Genomic DNA, 255 nt, shown 5'->3' on the forward strand with positions numbered 1-255 from the left:
TTTCTGGGAGGACTTTGAGACATTTCTGGTGGAGACATTTGACTATGACCCCCTGACACACCTACTCGTCATTAACGGGGATGGAGCGAACTGGATCACAGCCTGCCGGGAGTACTTTCCATCCAATGCCTTCTTCACTATTGACCGCTTCCATGTGGCACGCGACATTCAGAGGATTTTTCGGGGCCATTCCCGTTACAAGGCCATTCGGAAGGCACTCGCTGCCTATGATGGAGAGAAGCTGCTCATTGAATT

The 255-nt window shown here is 51.0% G+C and carries 1 protein-coding gene; it reads left to right on the top strand.

Annotation, left to right across the window (positions count from 1 at the left end; translation table 11 throughout):
- A partial coding sequence (locus KI363_RS21820) for a UPF0236 family transposase-like protein (RefSeq protein WP_212967631.1) occupies window positions 1-255 on the top strand: 255 nt, incomplete at both ends.

Source organism: Lederbergia ruris, assembly GCF_018332955.1.
In the GTDB taxonomy this organism is placed as follows: Bacteria; Bacillota; Bacilli; order Bacillales; family Bacillaceae_C; genus Lederbergia; species Lederbergia ruris.